Genomic DNA, 18,481 nt, shown 5'->3' with positions numbered 1-18,481 from the left:
GGTCGCTATGGATTTTCAACAACTTATCCTAAATAAAGAGCGACGCTGGCAACGTAATCTTCTGATTATGTCAGCGATGCTCATGCTGTTATCTGCCGTCCATTTGATGGTTGGTGAGGTGCTCCTTTCTCCTTTTCATGAACTGTCCTCCTTTGAACAAAAATTGTTGTGGGATTTACGTCTGCCTCGCTTAGTGGCTGCTGCAATTATTGGCGCCGCGTTGGCAGTCTCTGGTGCAACGTTACAAGTGTTACTTGGGAATGTGCTTGCGGAACCGGGAGTGCTTGGTATCTCCGGCGGTGCAAGCTTAGCCATGGTCTTGGTCATGTTTGCTTTTCCTGTGCTGCCGTCACCGATGGTTTTTATGTTGTCTGCGATTGCCGGTTCGATGCTCTTTACGGTGATTTTAGTGGGGATCGCGAGAGCCATGCATTTGTCGACGGCACGTTTGCTTTTAGTTGGCGTAGCATTGGGTATTTTGTCTAGCGCGGTTGTTACTTGGGCATTTTACTTCAGTGATGATTTAAGCTTACGTCAGCTTATGTATTGGCTTATGGGCAGCATTGGCGGTGCGAGCTGGTATCAACACAGTGTCACGTTAGTGATGTTGCCAGTATTGATTTGGTTATGTTGTAAAGGCAAGCCCTTGGATAAGCTTATGCTAGGGGAAACCCATGCGATGCAATTGGGTGTTGACGTCCATCAGCTGCGCTGGAAATTGATCCTCGCTATTTCCATATTGGTGGGTGGTTCTGTGGCATTAGGGGGCATTATTAGTTTTGTTGGTTTAGTGGTACCACATCTATTGCGATTGGCTTTTGGTACCGAGAATCGATATTTATTGCCTTTATCGGCGATATTCGGTGCGGCTTTGTTGGTGTTTGCTGACATAGGTGCACGCTTATTGCTTGATTCAGCTGAGCTGCCTTTGGGTGTCATGACCACATCCATCGGGGCGCCAATATTCATTTGGATGTTAGTGAAAAGTCATGATGCACGTTAAACACATCGCGGTGGGAAACCGATTATTACCCTTGTCTTTTGAATGTAAAGCCGGGGAAGTTGTGCACGTAGTTGGGCCAAATGGTTCAGGAAAAAGTACATTGCTGGCGGCGATTTCCGGTACGCTCACCTCGAAAGATAATGTTAGTGGGGAAGTGCTTATTAATGACAACGCGCTGCTCACGATGCCGCTGTCGGAACAGGCTCATGTTCGCGGCTATTTATGCCAGCAATCTAGGCCAGCATTTAATGTTGATGTATTTCAATATCTCGCACTGTCATTACCGAGTTGGTGCAACATTGCAGATTCCACAGTCCAAGAAGCTGTGAATAAAGTCATTGAGCTTGTCCAACTTCAAGACAAGCTCTATCGCAGCATTCAAACTTTATCTGGGGGAGAATGGCAGCGAGTTCGACTTGCTGGTGTGTGTTTGCAAGTGTGGCGAACCATCAACCCATATTCTCAATTACTGATTTTAGATGAACCTGCCGCGCCTCTGGATATAGCACAAGAGGGGTTGTTGTATCAGTTGATTGATGCCGTTGCCACACAAGGAGTATGTGTCTTGGTTGCCAATCACGATCTTAATCGAACGTTAAGACATGCTGACAAAGTCCTAATGCTGAGTAATGGTGTTCTGCATACTCAAGGGAATGCGAATGAAGTCCTCACAGAAAAAACATTGAGCGATGTATTTCGTACTTGCGTGAAAAAAGTTTCCCTGGAGGGTAAAGCGTACTTGCTGTTTGATTAGGGACTGTTGACCTTTCGGGGTGCTCTTCTTAGCTCAAATTGTCTAACTTTTGTTGGTACTTATGTTTTAACTTATCATTACCAGCTTTGTTTTCTAATTGAATCATGAGTTGAAGAGACGGCTTGCTAAGGCCATATACTTGATTAAATCGAATCAGCCTGAGTCTTGCGTCCGCATAATTTCCTTTGTCTATTTCTAATTTCGCAAGCTGGAGAATCGATTTTGGACGATGTGGGTCATGAGCGATAGCTCGAGAGAAGTAAATCATGGCTTTGTCTTGTTCGTTTGCTTTTAACGCACAGAACGCTGCATTTTCGTAACTGATTGGTATCAAGTAATAGTTCGGTAACTCAATAGCTTGCTTGAATAGCCTATCGGCCAAAAGGTAGTTTCCTTTCTTACACAAAAACGTGCCGTAGTTATTAAGCACATCACCATTTTGTGAATGTTGTTCTAATGCACGATGGTACAATTGCTCAGCTTTGGTATCTTCACCGACGGATTCGTAATAATGCGCCATTGATAACTGAGCTCGATAATAGCGCGGAGCATAACTCAATGCTTGCTGTAGATTATTGTGAGCTTGGATCATGCTGCCATTTTTTAGATAACTCAATCCAAGCGCAATGCGCGATTCTGATAAAGCAATAGGGTCAGCGTGCTGATCAACATGATCTTCTTGAACGGTAACGCACCCCAAAAGGCTAAATAGACTGGTTATTACGCATGCCTTAACCTGAGTGAACGTCATCTTTTGTCCTTACTTCTAGCTTTATTCGTCAATAAACTTCATCTGTAGATAGGATATGGTTTCATGCGTTGAAATTCATGAGTGGAGAATGGCAATGCGAGCAGGTTGGCAAGGGGCATGAAAAAGCCGTCAAAAGACGGCTTAAACTTAAACTATCTATCGAGAAGCTCAGTATTTAAAAACCAGCAATGAAAGAAACACGTGTTAAGAGCCGAACCAGCAAAAAATAAACGCTATAAAATACGTTATTCAAAGACAATCCAATCATGTCGTCATCTTTTCTAATCATTTAGTCATCTTTTGTGAATGCCGCTTCACTAAAGTGATCCAAATCGTATGGCGTTTGTTGATAAACACAGTAATTTAGCCAATTTGAAAATAATAGATGCCCATGGCTACGCCAGCTGGCGAATGGTGGATTATCTGGGTTGTTATTTGGGTAATAATTAACAGGAATAGCAGGCTCCATCCCCTCACCGAGATCTCGAATGTATTCGTTGTGTAGCGTATGAGAATCGTACTCGGGATGACCAGTTACAAAGACGTTTCGCTTATCCTTGGTTGAGGCAAGATAAACACCGGCGACATCAGAAGTTGCAAGAATATCTAAATCAGTATGCGCTTCTAAAAACTCAGGCGAAAAATCGGCATATCGAGAGTGGGGTGCTAAGAAAGTGTCATCGAACCCTCTCAACACAGGATGGTACGGATGATGAATATTGTGATGATACACGCCAGACAGTTTCTCTTTGCGTGTTTTCTTTGGTAAATCATACAATAGCTTCAATCCAGCTTGCGCTGCCCAGCACACGTAAAGAGTGGACGTAACATGATCTTTTGCCCATTCCATAATGGTTTTCAAGTGGTCCCAATAGATGACGTCTTCAAACTGAACTAACCCAAGTGGCGCACCTGTTATGATCATGCCATCAAAGTTTTTTGCTTTGATCATTTCAAATTGTCGGTAGAACGTATCTAAATGTTCCGTAGGCGTGTTTTTGCTTGGGCGATCATCAATTCGAAGCAATTCCACGTTGACTTGCAGCGGGCTGTTAGAAAGTAAGCGAAGGAACTGCGTTTCAGTTTCAATCTTTTTGGGCATTAAATTGAGGATAAGCACACGTAAAGGGCGGATTTCCTGACTAGCCGCTCGACTTTCGCTCATCACGAAGATGTTTTCGGTTCTAAGTACATCGGTCGCGGGTAACTGATCTGGAATTCTAATTGGCACGGCTCTCTCCATAAGCTGTAATTTAGACGTCTATACATCTAAACTTAACGTAATTTGTTTCGGATGTCGATACAAGAGTGTTGTGAATGACATCGAGAGTTTTAAGTTATGTGCAAAAAGGCATGGTGAACATATACGTTCAGTAAAGCCGTTTCCAACCTAAGGCTTGCTTTTATCCATTGGTGTCATTAATGAGGCTAGGTACAGGATAGTTTTTACTCGCTCTATGTGATGCATACTTTGCTCAGATATGTGTGACCGCACTTAAACTTCTGGCTACACAAGAATGCAACGTGATCAGTATAGTTTGATGAGTGGATTGGGATCGAGCTAGTATAAATCTATGCGCCGATTTTGGAGCTCATGGTGCAAGTCACTCGTTTCATCGTGTTACTGGAGGGTTGTATGTTTGGAATGTTTAAGAAAAAAGAAGTCATTCAGAGCATTGCGCAAGAAGTACCTAAGGTATTATTGCGGTCGTTCGGGGATAAGCATTACTATTTGCCAGTAGAGATCGACCAAGTGCTAGCAGCGCTCAATTACAAAAAAGAGAATGACTTAATGCGCTACAAATACGCTTATGGGATGTTCTCAAACTTAGAAAACTATGAACAGCTTGGTTTGACAGAAGAGCTAGGTAATTATGGCCATTTTCAGCGAGAAGTTGGCAAGATGTTGCTAAATACGCCAGAGCCCATTGATATGCATATTTACTTTGCTATCGCACAAAAACATCATATGACGGTGAGTTAAGCGTGCAGATAAATCAGTAAAACAGGTATGAAAAACGCAGCGATGAATGCTGCGTTTTTGTTTCTACCGAATAGACACGACCAATATGCATTTATTGCAACTGCTTCGCTTTTGTTTCAGATAGATCGCTTATATTCTGTTAGTTCGTCTTTGCTTACGCTAGTTTGCCATAACTTCAATGAGTTGGCTTTGCTGCTGAAGCTTACGGTTACGATAGATAACCGCGGCAATCGCTGGCAAGCTAAAAGCGATAAAGCCAAGGATAAGCGCATAAGCTCCGGTTTCGGTACTGATACCAGCAGGTACATCAAACGAAACAAAGATAGTCACTACACAACTGATCAAGCCCAGTGTCGCAACGAGCATCATCCCGAATTTCCCACCAGGAACGCGGAAAGGGCGTTCAATCTTTGCGTGTTTACGACGAGAAACCAAGAAGCTCACAAAGATGCAGATGTACATCACCATGTAGAGTTGAGTCATCAAAATATTGAGCAGCCACATGCCTTGGTTTACGTTTGGCACTAAGATAAACACCAAAGAAAGCACACTGACAATTGTGCCTTGAAGCAACAAAAGTGGCACAGGTGCTTGGTTTTCGTTTTCTTTTGATAGCGCCATTGGCATAAAGTGATCTTTTGCTGCCACATGAAGACTTTTTGTTGGTGCAATGATCCAGTTATTTAGGCTTGCTAAGCTACCAAATACAATCGCAAGCGCAATAACAGGTAGCATGAATGACATGTTCAAATCGTCGAAGAATGCTTTGAATGCCAGAATGACGCCCTCACTCAGACTAGAGTGTTCACTTGATACCACGGAAGAGATGGAAAGCGAACATGCCGTCAATGAAACCAGAATCAACACGGTCGATACAATCAGCGCTTTTGGGTAAGTTTTTTGAGGGTTATCGACTTCACTTGCGTATGAAGTCGTAATTTCAAGCCCAGTCAGTGATAGCACAACAGCCGTGAAACCAGCGCCAATACCATCTTGAGAGAAGTCAGGTAGCCAGTCTGACACGTGACTGAGTGAAATGTGGGACTCACTTGGGTTGGTATAGGCCCAATATCCACCCAGTGCGATGATCAATAGAATTGGAAAAATAAGTCCTAGTGTACCAAATACATTGGTAATCAGTGACGACAAGCGTAACCCAAAGATATTGACCAATGTTAGCGCCCAGAAGATCACGTTGATCATGATTAGCATGAAGATGTTATTTTGGGCGAGCTCTGGAAAGAACGGATAAGCGCCTGTTGCAACGATAAAAGAGATCAGTGGAGGATAGTAAACGATGTTTTCCGCATATTGATACCAGACGGTCGCGAAGCCAAAGTTAGGGCCAATGGTTTCTTTTCCCCATAGATAAACCCCGCCTTGGTGCGGATAGGTCGTACTTAACTCAGCACAAACCAGTGCTGTAGGGACGAAGAAACACAATCCAGCAAGTAAGAAGAAAGAGATAGCGTGACTACCAAATAAGGCGGCACCCGGAATGTTCCTTATGCTGTCAACGGAGGTAACCGTGATCATGATGACAGAAAAGACACTGAGTTTGACGGCGGATTTGGCGATACTGCTCATTCGATACCTTTATTGATTGAGCGGCGGGCCAGTTAGGAGAGCCCGCGTGCTACAAGTAAGACCGCCGTATTGTAGGGCGGTAGGCATCGATGGGTATATAGCCAAAAATGGTATGTATTTACTCAAAAATGAGTTGAAATCTCAGCGTGTTATTTGTCATCAATTTAAACGTTTGCTTGGTTTGTTGAACGACAGTTTGCCGCAAAGTGTCGATATGAATTGATGTGTTCATGCGAAAGTATTCACGTGGTCATTGGAATATTTTTAGAACCCCAGAATGATATAGTGAGAATAAACCAGTCAGATATTGAATGGTTTATTCTGAGAAAAATTATAGGTGGGTATTCGCTAAACCGATGCCAAAGAAGATAAATAATCCGCCACTTACATAGTTGAGCCATTTACTGGTTTTCGAAGACGTTAGTGTCGCTTTGACTTTGTGGGCAAAGAAAATCACGAACAAGAACCAAAGTGCAACAATAGTGGCTTGAAGTGCACCCAGCATCATGCTTTGCTCTAAAATATGTTGTGGCTGGACGAATTGGGGAAAAATCGACAAGTAAAAAAGTACAATCTTCGGATTAAGCAGGTTAGTTAAGAGTCCTTTAACAAATGCTTGTTTGAACGTCTGCTTTTCAATTATACGATCTAACTTTAGTTTTTGATCGGCGAGTCTAAATCCACTTTTTAGGTTATTGATACCAAGCCATACTAAATAGGCTACCCCCATCCATTTGAGCGCGTTAAACGCTAATGCCGACTGAGAGAGTAACAAGCTCAGGCCATTTGCAGAAACAAAAGCATGAATCAGAAAGCCCAGTCCAACACCGAGTATATTAGCGATAGCAAAACGACGGCTTTGGGTAAGTGCCGTAAATAAAATAAGCAGTGCGTTTGGTCCTGGAATCACGGCAAGAAAAAAGACGATCCCGCCGAAAGCGATCATGGTGTCGAGAGTCATGGTTATTCCGACTAAAGTAAAGGGTTACATAAAGGGCAAGTTGGCGAGACTGTACACTGTGGAGACAAGAAAAACAAACGATTAGAATGGAATATGATGATGAATTGTTCAGTTTAAAAACTAATAGGGAAAGTAGTCGTACTCGTTGTTTGGCCGGATTTGCTTTGCCCTTGGTGATGAGTAACGTAAATTGTTATGAAGACCGTAAATTTCGTTTTAGAAATGACGATGTCTGACGCAATATTAGCAAATATTTGTTGTTTACCGTGCTTTCCGCCCATAGAATTCGCGCGCTTTATCAAAATAAGCACACTCAATGGTAAAAGGTCTTTCTATTTATCGTTGTTTTTAAGGACCTATAAGACGAGCTCGTCTGATGACACTTTCATGAACAAATACCAGGCACCAAAATTTAAGGCCGCTTTTCTCACTCCTCGTTATTGGGGAACGCTAATCATTATTGGCATTATGTATTCGCTGAGTTTACTTCCTTTCAAACTTCAACTTTTGTTGGGGCGAGGCATTGGGCGTTTAGCGATGCGATTGATGAAAAAACGACAAGTTACGATTAAACGAAATTTAGAACTTTGCTTCCCAAAAATGGCTGAGCATGAACGAGCAGCAATCTTAAAAGACAACATTGATAATACAGGGATCGCGCTGTTCGAAACGGCTATGGCGTGGTTTTGGTCTGATAAGCGCGTAAATAAGCATGTTACCATTGTAGGAATGGAGCATCTTGAAGCGTTGGAAGCGCAGGGCAAAGGCGCGCTGATGCTTGCTGTCCATTCAATGAACTTAGAGCTCGGTGCTCGAGCATTTGGCATTAAAAAGTCGGGGATGGGTGTATACCGCCCTAATAATAACCCTTGCTTTGACTACTTCCAGTACAAAGGCCGTTCTCGTTCAAATCGTACATTGATCGACAGAAAGAACGTAAAAGGCATGCTAGAAGCACTCAATACGGGTCAACGAGTATGGTATGCGCCTGATCATGATTATGGTGTTCGTCGTTCAACATTCGCCCCTTTATTTGCGGTCGAACGCGCTTGTACCACAACGGGAACCAGCCTGTTGGTGGATGCGACCGATTGTGCGATTGTTCCGTTTACTATGGTTCGTGGTGAGGATGGGCACTACACATTAACCTTGAGTGCACCAGTTGATGGTTTCCCGAAAAATGATCCCGAGCAAGCCGCCGTGTTTGTGAACAAGATTGTTGAGAAATCGATTATGGCTTGTCCAAGTCAATATATGTGGTTACATCGACGATTTAAAACACGTCCTGATGGCGAATGCTGTTTGTATAAACCAAGACTCGTACCAGCAATCTAATTGATAAGCCCAGAACTTGATTCTGGGCTTTGTCTATTCGAGTAAATCATCCTAGCGCAGGTAACGATTCTCTAAATGGGTTTTGAAGTGTTCCGCATTTAAAACATCACCTGTGGCTTGGCTGACAAGATCGTCAGTGGTTAGCAAGCTGCCTTTACTCCAAATGTTGTCACCCAACCAAGTGAAAATCGGTGTTAAGTCACCACTACGAACAGCAGCATCTACATCAACAGTTTTCTTCATTGCAGCCATAAATTGTGCCGCATACATCGCACCTAGTGTATAGCTAGGGAAATATCCAAAGCTTCCGTCTGTCCAGTGTATATCTTGCATACAGCCATTTTTATAATTGCCTTCAGTGGATAAACCAAGATAGGTTTTCATTTTTTCATTCCAAAGCTCTGGCACGTCTGTATGTTGGATAACGCCATTCATCAAATCACGCTCAATTTCGTAGCGTAAAATGACATGGGCAGGGTAGGTGAGTTCGTCGGCATCGACACGAATAAAGCCTTTCTCAACCTTGGTATAGATTTTGGCTAGGTTGGCTTTCGCAAACTCTGGCCCATCAAAATGATTTGTTGCTAATCGTGCCAAGTGTTCAATAAATGCTTGGCTGCGTCCCATCTGCATTTCAAAGAATAGAGATTGGGATTCATGGATGCCCATTGAACGAGCTTGGCCGGCTGGTGTATCTGCAAGCGATTTAGGTAAGCCTTGCTCATAGCGTGCATGCCCAGTTTCGTGCACGATCCCCATCAATGATTGAACAAACTCGTTTTCATCGTATCGAGTTGTAATTCGAACGTCGGTAGGTACGCCACCACAAAATGGATGCACACTTTCATCAAGACGGCCGTGGTTAAAATCGAACTGCAGTAACTGCATGACTTCTAACCCTAGCGCTTTCTGTTTCTCTGTTGGGTAATGACAGTTAGGCAAAAGAATATTGCTCGATCTTTGTTTTTCAATGGCTTCGTCGATCATACTCGGAAGCCACGTTTTTACGTCGGTAAACAAAGTATCGAGTGATGCTGATGTTGTTCCTGGCTCGTAAATATCGAGCATGGCATCGTAAGGGGTACTTCCATTAGCTTCTGCACGAATTTGAGCTTCTTCGATAGACAGTTTCACGACTTCTGCCCAATTCTTCTCGAAACCAGTCCAGTCATTGTCGTCACGCTGTGTACGCCATGCATGTTCACACTTTGAACCAGCCAGAGATTGGGCTTGGACAAGGGCTTCGGGAAGCAGGTTAGATTGTTGCCAGTCGCGCTTCATTTCGCGAAGTTCGGCTTTTTCATTGATGGATAGCGGCTCTTCCTCTGCTTGAGCAAAGAGATCGCCTAGGTGTGGTTGCGTCATCAATGAATGAATGTGAACGTCCAGTTCTGCGATGGCATTCGAGCGTGCTTCTGCGCCGCCTGCTGGCATTACTGCAGCTTGGTCCCAGCCGATGATGGATGCAAGGTGATCAAAATGGGAGACTTTTTTTGAATGTGCGATAAGTTTTTGAAATGCGCTCATGTGACTACTCTTTATTATGTTCTTTCCTTAAACGCCCCTGGTGGGGTCCTTGAACGTTAAGTTCTACTTCTATTAGGCAGCATACAATGAATGTGTACACAACTATGCCTTTAGATGTGCATTAATTTACTATTTTTTAACAACTTGTGTAGTTCCATTGTGCACAAATTCAGTGACTTGTATAGCACACCGCAAAAGTTGCTTGCGAAACCATCGGTTTGACGGTATTGATCGGGAAAATTGATTGAGTTATATAAGAATATGGACATTTTGAACTTTGAAGCCTTTCTTATCGCGATTACGATACTGACACTTACGCCTGGCCTTGATACTGCTTTAGTCATCAGAAATACGAGTCGGGCAGGGCTTAAGGACGGGTGCGTGACAAGTCTGGGCATTTGTTTTGGCTTATTTGTGCACGCATTTTTTTCTGCGGTCGGTATTTCTGCAATATTGGCGCAATCAGCAGAGCTTTTCCAAATAGTGAAAAGTATGGGGGCAGCGTATCTTATTTGGCTTGGATTGAGCAGCCTGAGAGCGCTGACAAAAAACAATGGAACGATTTCTGTATCCGAACAGGCTCATCAAGCATACAGTGGTAAGCGTTCTTTCCGAGAGGGTTTTCTTTCTAATGTCTTGAACCCGAAAACGGCAGTCTTCTATCTCGCGTTTTTACCACAGTTTGTGAATCCAGAGAGTTCTCCGCTCGCGCAGTCGATGTTGATGGCGGGTATTCATTTTATTATTGCAATGCTTTGGCAGTGCAGCTTAGCTGGAGCGCTAAACTCGGCGAAGAACCTACTAAAGAATGTGCGCTTTATGAAGTGGATGGAAGGTGCCACTGGTGCGGTACTTGTCGCGCTTGGTGTTAAATTGCTGATTGAAAAACCATAATATATCGTGCGAAATGGCTTCAGTTATTCGGAGTTGAGGTTATTTGGGAGCGTTTAAACAACAAACCTTCACCGATAACGTAAATAGCCCGCTGAATCATCAGCGGGCTATTAGTTTCTAACCATTTAGTTCTAATCACCTAGTTCTAATAGTTTAGTTTCTAGTGATTGTGTTGCTAGCAAATTAGTTCCTAGCAAACTAGTTTCTAGCGATTGGATGTCTATGCCAATTATGCTTTTACTGCGTCAAAATCATCCGAATGAGAAGATGGTTTGAAGAACAGTTTGGTTTCTTCCAATACTACGTGGCGAAGTGCAATTAAACCAATAAGGTTCGGAATTGCCATCAACCCATTTACGATATCTGCTAATAGCCAAATCATATCTAGGTGAAGGAACGCACCAGAGGCAACCAAACCCACAAAGATAAGTTTGTATGGTAGCACTGCTTTTGTACCAAGTAGGAACACAACACAGCGTTCGCCGTAGTAGTTCCAACCCAAGATAGTCGTAAATGCAAAGAACATGAGGCCAATCGATACCAGCATAGGACCAAATGTTTCTGCATTTAGACCTACCGCAAACGCGTGGGTTGTCATCGCTGCACCAGCTAGGTCACTTTGCCATGCTCCGGTAAGGATCAGAGCAAGGCCTGTCATGGTACAAATGATGATGGTATCGAAGAAAGTACCTGTCATTGAAATCAAACCTTGTTCAACACAAGAGTCTGTTTTCGCGGCTGCGGCTGCCATTGGCGCACTACCCAAGCCAGATTCGTTTGAGAATACACCACGAGCAATACCCGATTGGATAGCCAGCATGATACTTGCACCCAAGAAACCACCCGTTGCAGCGGTAGAGGTGAAAGCAGATACCAATACTAACTCAATTGCGTTAAGCAACTGGTCAGCATTCATGATGATCACACTCAAGCATGCTAACACGTAGAACACAGCCATGGCTGGAACGACTTTACCTGCCACACTTGCAATCGATTTGATACCACCTAGTGTGACAAACGCCACTAATAGCGTCAGGATGAAAGCGGCTAAATCACGGTCTACACCAAGAGATATTTCGCTTGCATCAAGGATTGCGTTAACTTGTGGGAAAGTACCAATACCAAAACAAGCAACACCTAAGGCGAATACCGCGAACATGATGGCGAGCGCTTTAGAGCCAACACCATATTGTAGGTAGTACATAGGGCCGCCAATCATTTGGCCTTTATCGTCAACACGGCGATATTTTACTGCAAGTAGACACTCAGCGTACTTTGTTGCCATACCGAATAGGGCTGCAAGCCACATCCAGAATAGGGCACCCGGACCACCAAGTTTAATTGCAGTAGCAACACCGACGATGTTACCAGTACCAATAGTTGCAGAAAGAGCAGTACATAGTGCTGCAAAGCTAGAAACGTCACCCTGTTTATCAGATGACTTATCTTTACGAAATACCATCGCTAACGCAGTCGGTAAGTGTTTAAACTGGATCAAGCCTAGGCTAAAAGTGAAGTAAACACCGGTACCCACTAGCAAAATTAGCAGTGGTGGACCCCAGACAAAATTATCAATGGTTTGAAGTAAAGAATATAGGTCGTTCATGATTTCCCCTTAATAAAACAACTAATAAGGAGAAGAGGGAAAGGTCGAGATCATGGATCTCTAATAGAGCCAAGCTATGTTAAAAAAGGCGGGAACGCCAAACAACAATAGTTAGGTTGTTACTTTCCACTCCTCTGTCCTTTTGCCTGAGAGTTTCACCCCACACAGATGTGCGGGACTTGCTCCTTCGGCGACCGATTTAACGGTTCTCTCCAGAGGTTCCTCCAACTACAGTCCCTGCTACCTGGGTAGCACCTGAAATAGTTAATTCTTCGGCGGGTTAATCTAACCAAATGTTAAGTTTTGGTTAATAACCTCTCTCCTGCAGTCTTCATCGGAACATTTACTCAAATAAGTGAGTAAAGGTTAGTTAATGATGCTGGTCACCATTAACGTGTGAACTCTATCATGTTTTTTTACCAATTCAACACCCAAATGAAGATTTATTTTCAATACATTAAGCGGATTTTATTGTTAGGGTGTAATTCAGGCGTAAATTTGTTGAGCAATGTTTGTTTTGTGGTTCTCATTTCTAACCGTAATTTGTCATGAGGATGGATTCGGCTGTGAAATAGAACTTAGAGTAAAAAGTGATAAGTTGTTCAGTTTAGGATGAAAAATTGATCAGACAGGGGAGAATTACTTTAATTTCTACGCTAAGTTGACCGTAAGTAACGTAGAAATGAGTTACAATGATTTCTCAAGAGCCTATCTATGGAATCAGATACGTTGTTAATGCTGGGCAAGGAGGCGATATGACCAGATTGTTAGCTATTGCGGTATTGATTGTTTTGGCGTTTGTGCTTTTTCGCTATCGCACAAATGAAAAAGTTCAAAAAGTGACCATCATTACATTGATCAGTGCGTTTTTGATTTATACCGCGTCTATCATGATTGCGGAACTCACTCGCTAGCAAAATCAGTAGAGTCCTTGGAGTAAAATGCTGTGACTTCTCATAATAAAATTGAAGAACAAGACGAAGTAGTTGTCATTGAAGAGCGCGATAAGCGTACCCAGATTTATATCGCTATTGCGGCAGTATTAGGTCTAGCTTTTGGGGGATTAGCTGGCTCTGTACTAACCGCGAATAAGTGGGAATCAACTTATCAAGTGCTGGAAGAGAAGTATCAATCGCTAGCTCAAGATAAATCAAATTTAGCCTCTCAAGTTGAGGCACGTGAAGCAGGGTTAGACAAAGAGATCGAAGAAAAGCTAGCGGTGTTATTGGCAGAAAAAGAACAAGCACATAAAGCGGAGTTGCAAGCACTTCAAGAGCAATTAACTGAAGTAGAAAAGGTGAATCTTTCACTTGAATCTCAGGTAAAAGAGCAAAAAAATAAGTTAAGCAGTACGAAAAGTGAAAACGATAAACTGAACCGTCAAGCGGATATACAAGCGACCCTGTTCGAGCGTTCTCGCGAAGTGTTCCAAAAAGAACTGCAAATTTCTCAAGAGCTTGAATCACTCCAAAAAGAACGCATTGCGCTACTTCCTAAAATCGAGAAACTGAAGAAAGAATGTGATGTCTTCCTTGAGGGGAAATCTTGGGACGTTAAATCTGATGCTTGTGATAAACATGATGAAGCGAATTCCCGATTGAGCCAAGTTGACCAGCTTATCGAGGTGCACAAAATGGATCTACAACAAATTAAAGAGCTATCGGATAGCTTAGGACTGTGACTTTTGGCTTTTAATGGGCCATCGCATAAGCAATGTTGTTGAGCACAAGCAAAACGGATTAGCATGAGCAAAGCGGATTAGTATAAGTAAAGGAGCTCGATGAGCTCCTTTGTTGTTTTCGAGCGTTATACTCGTTCTGAATTAGAAAAGTTGGCGCATATTAGGCAGGAGTGCTAGATACGCGAGGCATCATAACCAGAGGCGAGGAGTAATTCACGTTCATGTTTAATCAGCTGTGCTCGATCTTCAATGAGTTCATTGAGTGCAAGTGATGGTTTTCCTGCGAGTGTTTTAAAATCTTCAAAAGACGCGGCGTTTTCAATTTCGCTTATCATTTGGCAAATAACGTTTCGTGCCTCACAAGACGTATTGTCAGACGTGAAGTAATCCACCTGTTTTGCCGCTGTTTTCATTTCAGCCAGTAGTTCTAATGGACTGCTTTCTTTCGCTACAGCCATGTAGTTATCAAGTACGCGCTTTGCATACAGCAGTTCTTTTAGTGGGATATCTCGACCACTTTCGATCAGTGACTCGGTAAGGATCATACTTGAGCTCATGGGCATTCCTTTTCTCATTAATTCAAACAATCTAGCGCGTTACTCGAGTCTAATTTATTGAAGCATGAATGGGAATGGCCAAAATCAATTTGGTAAGAGGTTCGCCAGATGGAGCGGTTGGGTAGAGAATAAAAAACGCTCACGAAAGGTGAGCGTTTTCAAATGTAAGATATCGAATTGATATTATATATTTATTGCGTCAGTGGCTTGAGATCGGCAGGGCGGTAGTAAACAGATTTTAGGACTTTACCTTTACGAACCGTTTTACCTTCAGAGACAAAGTCTTCGGCACATTTAGCAATGATGTACTCGCCTTTTTGAACGGCCATTAATTTGATGCCTTGTTCTGCGTAGAATGCTTCTGTTTCTGCGTATTCTTTTTCGTTGCGGCACACTTTGCTCATGTTGCTAGAGTGTACTTCATCCCAGCAAGGAATAAAGTCGATACCACGGTTTACCGCAACGTTAAGCAATAGATCGATTAGGTAGCTGATTGCTAGATTGTCTTCAACTTTGCTGTCGCCAAGATGTACTAGGCGGCCCATTAAAACATAAACGCTGTCGATGATTGCGTCAGCTTGTTCTGTCTTGCAATCTGCTTCTGCTAGTTCGGTCAACTCTTCGATCGCTAGAGACGTGTGTAATGTGTCTGCCTGTGCGTCTAAGCTTGCGACATCTGCGACTGGTAGGTCGAATGTGCTACGGAACTCGGTGATGTCACGGTATAAGTGATCAAAAATCTCTTGGGTTAGCTTTGACAGTTGCATTCTAATGTCCATTGAATCAATTGAGGTCGCAATCATATCAAACCGAACTTTGATCCCCAAGTGTTCCGATTCTAACTGGTTAGAAATCTGCCGATAGGGTCTGTTGATCTTTCTCGATCAAAAATTAACCGGAGAAAGAAAAATAAACCCTATGGGTGTTGGGCTTAAATTATCCAGAGTAGAGATTGGTTAGCGAAACAAGTAAGGAAAGAGATTTTTCCGTTCCTCTTTAGTCAACGCTGAAACGCGAGCAATATTGGTGTCTGGGATCGACTCTGGATCAGGGTAGTGTTTGAGTACTTTTTCCATGCTTTCTTCACGAATAAGATGGAATACAGGGTAAGGTGACCGGTTTGTGAGATTCTCGTCATCTCCCGGTTCTGAACCACCAAAACAATAGTCTGGATGGAATGTTGCAACTTGGAAAATACCCTCCCAATCTTGTTGCTTGATTAACCCCTCAACCCAATCGATAAAGAAGTTATAGTCCCAAAAATCCTGCAGCATGTTAGGTACCACAACGAGCGTGGTTTCCAATTTTTTTGGCTCGGTGTTATTGAGTTCAATCAATTGCAATAAGATATCTTCAAGTAAGGTCTCTTCTTGATTTGCCTCACTGACGAAAATCTTAATCTGTTTGTTCCGTTGCGGTTTCGCTGCAAAGGGACATAAGTTTAACCCAATCACTACATCATTGAGCCATTGGTCGACTTGTTGAGTGATGGTGTTGATATCGGTATTTGGTATTTCTTGTGTTGAGCGCATTAGCATACGACTTTATAGTTATGAGTGTGGCGCAAGCATAGCATTATCTAGCTTCTTTCCAAGATTTAGCTTCTTTCCAAGCGAGTCATATTCGTAGGTTCATCTTCTTCATGCTGTTTACTCACGCGTTTTAAATAGACAATCGCAGCGAACATGGCGATGTATAGCATGCTTCCACCGATTAAAACGCTAGGCCAACCACCATGTTGCCAACAATACAGTAATAAGAAACCACCCAAGCTGCCACCAATATAGTAATGAACTAAATACAGTGCCGTTGCCGTAGCTTTGTTATGTGTTGCGGTTTGTCCGACCCAACCATAAGCTAAGGTGTGGGTAAAAAATGCGCCAAAGCTGATCATCAAAAGCCCAATAAGCATTGCTGCAATACTTTCAAACGCCGCGATCCACATACCGGCCATACTCACTACTGTGCCAAGCAACATCCCGACAATCGCGGAGTACCGCTTGCTCCAATGGCCTGCACATCGGGATGAAAACGTCCCCCCTAAATAACAAATAAAGATAAGTGAAGCCAAACCGACCGGTATGTTATGTGGTGCTGCAACTAAGCGAAACCCCATCACGGAATAGAGGTTAACAAACAAGGCGAAATTTAAGCCACCAATCAGCATCGCAAACCATACTTTTGGGTTCTTAAAGTGGCCAGCAATAGCACGGTGCTGATGCCTTAACGTGTTGGATGAAGGCGTAAAGTTTCGTTGTTTCGGCAGTAAGTATTGAACACTGACAACGCCAATGAGCGTGACGACCATCATTACTTCAATTGCGATGTGTACGCTAAAGTTGTCTGCTAATAGCCCACCGCTAATTCGTCCCGCGATGCCTCCGAGAGAGTTGGCAGCAATGTAAGTGCCAATCGCCATCGAGAATGCATGTTGGTCTAATTCTTCCGCCATGTAGGCCACCGCAACAGCGGCGAATGCGGCCAGTGCGATACCGATAAGTGCACGACACATGACCAAGAAAAGAAATGAATCACCAAAGAGCATCAATGCCGATAGCACGGGTATTGAGAATAAACCAAACATCATCACAGGTTTACGGCCAATCGACTCCGACAGAACCGCCATCGGAACCAAACTAAAAGAGAGTGCTAGAGTTGTGGAAGCAAACAACCAATTCACTTGTGTTTCTGAAATCGTGAAATGGGCAGCAAAGCTTGGCAGCATGGGCTGAAGCAGATACAGGTTAGAAAACACCAAAAAAGAGCCAAGCGCGAGTGAGAGCGTGATGCGTGAATATTCCGGAGTGCCAAAACGGATCATAGGTCCCACCTAAAGGGAGTAAGTCTGAGAACTGTGATCAATGTACCAGTTGTACGTGGATTGAAAAAATATATTAAAAATATGGTGGGTATATATTTTTGATCTCATGGAATCGAAACAGCTTAAACATTTTTTGGCGGTGGCAGAGCACGGCAACGTGACTCATGCGGCTAAAGCTCTGCACATTGCTCAACCTGCATTGAGCATTTCTATTAAGAAGTTTGAACAATCCTTGGGAGTGACGTTATTTAGGCGAGATGACAAAAAAATTAGCCTAACCAAGGAGGGGGAGACACTGTTTCTACACGCCAAAAGAGTGATACAACAGTTACATGATGCTCAACTGGCTATAAATGAACTTAAAGGCTTAACCAAGGGGGAAGTAAGGTTAGGCACACCGTCTATGATGGGCAGTTACTTTTTTCCTAGGGTTGTGATGGCATTTAAAAGTCAGTATCCAGATCTCAAACTGACGTTGGTAGAAGCGGGAACGCAATCCATTCGGAATATGTTGCTCAATGGGCAGTTGGATATCGGCGTGATAAGTTGTGATAACGTACCGGATGATCTGGAAACCGATCACTTGTTTACCAGTCAGATGGTGGCGGTTGTTGCACCGGATCACGAACTGGCTCAGCAGACCAGCGTGCAGTTTGAAGCGTTTTTTGAGCACGATTTGGTGATGTTTCAACATGGCTATTTTCACCGAGAATTTTTGGATCAGGTGAGTAAAGAGCATGGATTTACGGTAAAGTCATCCTTTGAAACGAACTTGTTGCCGTTAATCTTGAGTATTGTAAGGCAGGAGTTTGCGATCACCGCATTACTGGAGTTAGTGACGCAACATGAGCGTGATGTGGTGGGTATTCCATTTGATCCACCCGTTAAGTTGGATTTGGCGCTGGCATGGCGAAAGCAAGGTTATTTGTCGATTGCCGATCGTACGTTCATCGACTTTATAAAGCGATATGTTTGATAAAAAGAGCTTCTAATTCAGGTTCAAATGCCTTGATTAAGAAG

18 protein-coding genes and 2 riboswitches are annotated in these 18,481 nt (G+C 43.2%); of the genes, 8 read left to right on the top strand and 10 right to left on the bottom strand.

All coding sequences use genetic code 11. The features are described from left to right. The first annotated feature begins 7 nt into the window (after positions 1 to 7). Together btuC and btuD are read left to right on the top strand one after the other, a co-directional pair. Complete coding sequence (btuC, locus tag KHN78_RS00790; RefSeq protein WP_211919951.1) at positions 8 to 1,003, top strand: vitamin B12 ABC transporter permease BtuC; 996 nt, start codon at positions 8 to 10, stop codon at positions 1,001 to 1,003. After that, a complete protein-coding gene (gene btuD, locus KHN78_RS00785) occupies positions 990 to 1,757 on the top strand; it encodes a vitamin B12 ABC transporter ATP-binding protein BtuD (protein WP_211919290.1) in 768 nt (255 codons plus the stop codon). Before btuC ends, btuD begins: the two co-directional genes overlap by 14 nt. Before the next feature lie 28 nt (positions 1,758 to 1,785). Here btuD and pilW read toward each other — a convergent pair whose 3' ends face one another. Continuing rightward, positions 1,786 to 2,508 carry a type IV pilus biogenesis/stability protein PilW gene (gene pilW, locus KHN78_RS00780; protein ID WP_211919288.1) on the bottom strand — a complete coding sequence of 241 codons (723 nt, stop codon included), beginning with the start codon at positions 2,506 to 2,508 and terminating at the stop codon, positions 1,786 to 1,788. Positions 2,509 to 2,797: 289 nt separating this feature from the next. Then, complete coding sequence (gene metA, locus KHN78_RS00775) at positions 2,798 to 3,739, bottom strand: homoserine O-acetyltransferase MetA (RefSeq protein ID WP_211919286.1); 942 nt, start codon at positions 3,737 to 3,739, stop codon at positions 2,798 to 2,800. 405 nt (positions 3,740 to 4,144) lie between these two features. On the opposite strand from metA, the gene KHN78_RS00770 reads away from it, so the two are divergent. Beyond that, positions 4,145 to 4,492, top strand: a complete 348-nt coding sequence (locus tag KHN78_RS00770) for a hypothetical protein (protein ID WP_211919284.1) — start codon at positions 4,145 to 4,147, stop codon at positions 4,490 to 4,492. A 159-nt stretch (positions 4,493 to 4,651) separates the two neighbouring features. On the opposite strand, the gene KHN78_RS00765 is transcribed toward KHN78_RS00770, so the two are convergent. Continuing rightward, a complete protein-coding gene (locus tag KHN78_RS00765; RefSeq protein WP_211919282.1) occupies positions 4,652 to 6,079 on the bottom strand; it encodes an APC family permease in 1,428 nt (475 codons plus the stop codon). Between the two features lie 331 nt (positions 6,080 to 6,410). Further along, on the bottom strand, positions 6,411 to 7,040 hold the full coding sequence (locus tag KHN78_RS00760) for a LysE family translocator (RefSeq protein ID WP_211919280.1): 630 nt from the start codon (positions 7,038 to 7,040) through the stop codon (positions 6,411 to 6,413). 387 nt (positions 7,041 to 7,427) lie between these two features. Here KHN78_RS00760 and KHN78_RS00755 point away from each other — a divergent pair, with 387 nt between their 5' ends. Next, the gene (locus KHN78_RS00755; RefSeq protein ID WP_211919278.1) at positions 7,428 to 8,375 is read left to right on the top strand and encodes an LpxL/LpxP family Kdo(2)-lipid IV(A) lauroyl/palmitoleoyl acyltransferase; all 948 of its coding nucleotides are present in this window, start codon (positions 7,428 to 7,430) and stop codon (positions 8,373 to 8,375) included. A gap of 51 nt (positions 8,376 to 8,426) precedes the next feature. Here KHN78_RS00755 and KHN78_RS00750 read toward each other — a convergent pair whose 3' ends face one another. Beyond that, positions 8,427 to 9,902: a carboxypeptidase M32 gene (locus KHN78_RS00750; protein WP_211919269.1), complete on the bottom strand. Its 1,476-nt coding sequence runs from the start codon at positions 9,900 to 9,902 to the stop codon at positions 8,427 to 8,429. A gap of 261 nt (positions 9,903 to 10,163) precedes the next feature. Between KHN78_RS00750 and KHN78_RS00745 the strand changes: the two genes are divergently transcribed. After that, on the top strand, positions 10,164 to 10,796 hold the full coding sequence (locus KHN78_RS00745) for a LysE family translocator (protein WP_211919267.1): 633 nt from the start codon (positions 10,164 to 10,166) through the stop codon (positions 10,794 to 10,796). A 229-nt stretch (positions 10,797 to 11,025) separates the two neighbouring features. Here KHN78_RS00745 and KHN78_RS00740 read toward each other — a convergent pair whose 3' ends face one another. Then, positions 11,026 to 12,402, bottom strand: a complete 1,377-nt coding sequence (locus KHN78_RS00740) for an alanine/glycine:cation symporter family protein (protein WP_211919264.1) — start codon at positions 12,400 to 12,402, stop codon at positions 11,026 to 11,028. A 131-nt stretch (positions 12,403 to 12,533) separates the two neighbouring features. Then, a riboswitch (glycine riboswitch) is annotated at positions 12,534 to 12,621 on the bottom strand. 2 nt (positions 12,622 to 12,623) lie between these two features. Then, positions 12,624 to 12,737: riboswitch (glycine riboswitch) on the bottom strand. 420 nt (positions 12,738 to 13,157) lie between these two features. Between KHN78_RS00740 and KHN78_RS00735 the strand changes: the two genes are divergently transcribed. Next, positions 13,158 to 13,316, top strand: a complete 159-nt coding sequence (locus tag KHN78_RS00735; protein ID WP_128810983.1) for a hypothetical protein — start codon at positions 13,158 to 13,160, stop codon at positions 13,314 to 13,316. Positions 13,317 to 13,348: 32 nt separating this feature from the next. Next, positions 13,349 to 14,083 (top strand): chromosome partitioning protein ParA, encoded by a 735-nt coding sequence (locus KHN78_RS00730; RefSeq protein ID WP_211919262.1) that lies wholly within the window; start codon positions 13,349 to 13,351, stop codon positions 14,081 to 14,083. Between the two features lie 173 nt (positions 14,084 to 14,256). Here the strand turns inward: KHN78_RS00730 and KHN78_RS00725 are convergent, their stop codons facing one another. From KHN78_RS00725 to KHN78_RS00710, 4 genes are all read right to left on the bottom strand, one after another. After that, positions 14,257 to 14,640, bottom strand: a complete 384-nt coding sequence (locus KHN78_RS00725; protein WP_211919259.1) for a hypothetical protein — start codon at positions 14,638 to 14,640, stop codon at positions 14,257 to 14,259. A 191-nt stretch (positions 14,641 to 14,831) separates the two neighbouring features. After that, positions 14,832 to 15,407 carry a nucleoside triphosphate pyrophosphohydrolase family protein gene (locus KHN78_RS00720; protein ID WP_211919257.1) on the bottom strand — a complete coding sequence of 192 codons (576 nt, stop codon included), beginning with the start codon at positions 15,405 to 15,407 and terminating at the stop codon, positions 14,832 to 14,834. A 189-nt stretch (positions 15,408 to 15,596) separates the two neighbouring features. Continuing rightward, a complete protein-coding gene (locus KHN78_RS00715) occupies positions 15,597 to 16,178 on the bottom strand; it encodes a DUF1415 domain-containing protein (RefSeq protein WP_211919255.1) in 582 nt (193 codons plus the stop codon). Positions 16,179 to 16,237: 59 nt separating this feature from the next. Next, a complete protein-coding gene (locus KHN78_RS00710; protein ID WP_211919253.1) occupies positions 16,238 to 17,461 on the bottom strand; it encodes an MFS transporter in 1,224 nt (407 codons plus the stop codon). 106 nt (positions 17,462 to 17,567) lie between these two features. Between KHN78_RS00710 and KHN78_RS00705 the strand changes: the two genes are divergently transcribed. Continuing rightward, positions 17,568 to 18,437, top strand: a complete 870-nt coding sequence (locus tag KHN78_RS00705) for a LysR family transcriptional regulator (protein WP_211919251.1) — start codon at positions 17,568 to 17,570, stop codon at positions 18,435 to 18,437. The last annotated feature ends 44 nt before the right edge of the window (positions 18,438 to 18,481 follow it).

Origin of the sequence: Vibrio sp. B1REV9, assembly GCF_905175395.2 — a bacterium.
GTDB classification, from domain to species: domain Bacteria; phylum Pseudomonadota; class Gammaproteobacteria; order Enterobacterales; family Vibrionaceae; genus Vibrio; species Vibrio alfacsensis.
Note: the sequence above shows the minus strand (reverse complement) of the source record. Positions and strands in the feature narration are given on the sequence as shown.

Excerpts from the sequence above, each read along its gene's own strand:
- btuC (WP_211919951.1), top strand. The coding sequence starts at position 8 with ATGGATTTTCAACAACTTATCCTAAATAAAGAGCGACGCTGGCAACGT.
- btuD (WP_211919290.1), top strand. The coding sequence starts at position 990 with ATGATGCACGTTAAACACATCGCGGTGGGAAACCGATTATTACCCTTG.
- pilW (WP_211919288.1), bottom strand. The coding sequence starts at position 2,508 with ATGACGTTCACTCAGGTTAAGGCATGCGTAATAACCAGTCTATTTAGC.
- KHN78_RS00770 (WP_211919284.1), top strand. The coding sequence starts at position 4,145 with ATGTTTGGAATGTTTAAGAAAAAAGAAGTCATTCAGAGCATTGCGCAA.
- KHN78_RS00765 (WP_211919282.1), bottom strand. The coding sequence starts at position 6,079 with ATGAGCAGTATCGCCAAATCCGCCGTCAAACTCAGTGTCTTTTCTGTC.
- KHN78_RS00760 (WP_211919280.1), bottom strand. The coding sequence starts at position 7,040 with ATGACTCTCGACACCATGATCGCTTTCGGCGGGATCGTCTTTTTTCTT.
- KHN78_RS00755 (WP_211919278.1), top strand. The coding sequence starts at position 7,428 with ATGAACAAATACCAGGCACCAAAATTTAAGGCCGCTTTTCTCACTCCT.
- KHN78_RS00750 (WP_211919269.1), bottom strand. The coding sequence starts at position 9,902 with ATGAGCGCATTTCAAAAACTTATCGCACATTCAAAAAAAGTCTCCCAT.
- KHN78_RS00745 (WP_211919267.1), top strand. The coding sequence starts at position 10,164 with ATGGACATTTTGAACTTTGAAGCCTTTCTTATCGCGATTACGATACTG.
- KHN78_RS00740 (WP_211919264.1), bottom strand. The coding sequence starts at position 12,402 with ATGAACGACCTATATTCTTTACTTCAAACCATTGATAATTTTGTCTGG.
- KHN78_RS00735 (WP_128810983.1), top strand. The coding sequence starts at position 13,158 with ATGACCAGATTGTTAGCTATTGCGGTATTGATTGTTTTGGCGTTTGTG.
- KHN78_RS00725 (WP_211919259.1), bottom strand. The coding sequence starts at position 14,640 with ATGAGCTCAAGTATGATCCTTACCGAGTCACTGATCGAAAGTGGTCGA.
- KHN78_RS00720 (WP_211919257.1), bottom strand. The coding sequence starts at position 15,407 with ATGCAACTGTCAAAGCTAACCCAAGAGATTTTTGATCACTTATACCGT.
- KHN78_RS00715 (WP_211919255.1), bottom strand. The coding sequence starts at position 16,178 with ATGCTAATGCGCTCAACACAAGAAATACCAAATACCGATATCAACACC.
- KHN78_RS00710 (WP_211919253.1), bottom strand. The coding sequence starts at position 17,461 with ATGATCCGTTTTGGCACTCCGGAATATTCACGCATCACGCTCTCACTC.
- KHN78_RS00705 (WP_211919251.1), top strand. The coding sequence starts at position 17,568 with ATGGAATCGAAACAGCTTAAACATTTTTTGGCGGTGGCAGAGCACGGC.